Here is a 2,071-nt window from a genome sequence, read left to right as displayed (position 1 = left end):
CTATATGGACAAGAAGAAGGCAGCCGAAAAAGAGGGAAAGCCTTTCACGGATTTTGACCCGAAACTAGAAGTCGGGGAAAAGGTACTGAGAAAAGAGATCCCCGCTAGAATTCACGCTCACAGACAGGACGATATTCTCACAGCAATCAGGCTCTCAAAGGAGTTTGATTTCGATCTAGTAATCGAACACGCGACGGAAGGTTATAAGATTGTCGATTTTCTCAAAGAAAACAATGTGCCGGTAGTTCTTGGGCCAATCTTCGGATTCAGGACTAAGCTTGAACTTAAGGATATGAGTTATGACGCTCCAAGGATACTCAACGAAAAGGGCGTTCTTGCAGCTTTCATGTGCGATCACCCTGTTATTCCCCTTGAGAACACGAACGTGCAGCTTGGCGTAGCCTTACGGTACGGGTCAAAAGAGGAAGATCTTTTGAAGATGGTCACCATAAATGCCGCTAAGATCCTGAAGATCGACGAAAGAGTTGGATCTCTCGAAGTTGGAAAAGATGCCGATATTGCAATCTGGACAAAGCATCCATTCAATCTGGCAGCCAAGGCAGAGAGAGTTTTCATAGAAGGCGAGGAAGTCTACAGCGATCTTTGAAGCACACACTTCCAGAAGAAGATCAAAGAAAAATTGTATGTAATCAGGATCAGATAGATTCGAAACTTCGCTGTACCGCGCTTTTTTGCCAGAAGTGATGGGGTTTCACACCAACGGAAATTAGATGTTCCAATTCACACTTCAATTTGGATCCGAGAGAGAAAAGTATTATAATAGTAATGCGGTTACCCGGAAGGGTTTCACGCACTAGGCCATAGAGCCTGCTCACGGCGAAAAGCCGTTGATGAAGACGTGGGAGTTTTCCCACGCCTTCTTTATTTCTTCTCTTTAGTAGCACTCAAATTATGGAGTCAACTGAAACGAACGAGATGATAGAGAAGTTCAGATGAGCACATTTTAAAGGTTTAGGAAAAGCAAAACGTTCGCATCACGGGTAATTTGCCCAAAAGCTTCTTCAGTCAAGTTGCAGAAGTCCCACGGGTCCTAAGCCTTCCGCTGAAAGCTGCTTCACTTCCTTAGAAAATCTTTCTCGTATCAGATCATAGTCAGCAGTATTCCACCCTAACATAATTTTCGCGAGCGCCGCTTCGCGGCATGGACTCCCCGGCCTCGCACCGCGTCCAGATCCTGACCAAGAGCATTGTCAGGATGACGTTAAGAGAGGAGAGTATATTGCCCTGAAAAGATATTATTTCATCCCGTAATGTCACCTCACTGTCATTCCATAGAGCCTGCCCCTAAATCCACTCGCTTTGTCATCCCGCAGTGATCCTGTACGGGATCTCGCATTCAAGAACCGCTTCACGCTTAAGAACGAAAACCCGCTGATCGCTGTGAAGACAACGTTGTCAGTCAACGGTCCACCGTCCTCCGCATATTTTTTAGGCTGGCGTAGCGGAACTGGCGTTTGCGAAGCAAAGACTGGCCACCGAAGGTGAGTGGCCTGTGTCAGCAGATTGGCTGATTTGTGCCCAAAATCCACCCTCCTTGTCATCCCGTAGTGCTTCTATACGGGATCTAGGTTTTCGTCATATGTATGACTGAGCGAAAATAGGGACTGACAATTCTTCTCATGTCTGTTGTAGATATATAAGCTATGACTTGAATTCTAAGGAATGATTTAACTATAATGATTGTGGCAGTCCCTTTTTCGCGAGCGGCAGGGATCCTGACCAGAAGCATTGTCAGGATGACGTTAAGAGAGAATATCGTACCGCGAAAACATATTATTTCATCCCGTAATGTCACCTCACTGTCATTCCATAGAGCCTGCCCCTGAATCCACTCGCTTTGTCATCCCGTAGTGCTCCTGTACGTGATCTCGCACTAAGAACCGCTGTTCGCTTAAGAACGAAAACCCGCTGATCGCTGTAAGCGAAAATAGGGACGGACAATTCTCCTCTTGTCTGTCCTGTTTTTCGCGTAAAAGGCAGAGATTCCAACCAGGACCTTTTTCGGGCGAACGGCCGTTCGCCCCTACAAGAGAACTGCACAATCATCTTA

1 protein-coding gene is annotated in these 2,071 nt (G+C 46.3%); it reads left to right on the top strand.

All coding sequences use genetic code 11. The features are described from left to right. The coding region (locus BG32_RS02015) for an amidohydrolase family protein (RefSeq protein WP_147434798.1) at positions 1–607 on the top strand (607 nt) is incomplete at its 5' end. Between the last annotated feature and the right edge of the window lie 1,464 nt (positions 608–2,071).

Origin of the sequence: Mesotoga sp. HF07.pep.5.2.highcov, assembly GCF_003666285.1 — a bacterium.
Lineage (GTDB): Bacteria > Thermotogota > Thermotogae > Petrotogales > Kosmotogaceae > Mesotoga > Mesotoga prima.
This window is presented reverse-complemented; position numbering and strand designations above follow the sequence as displayed.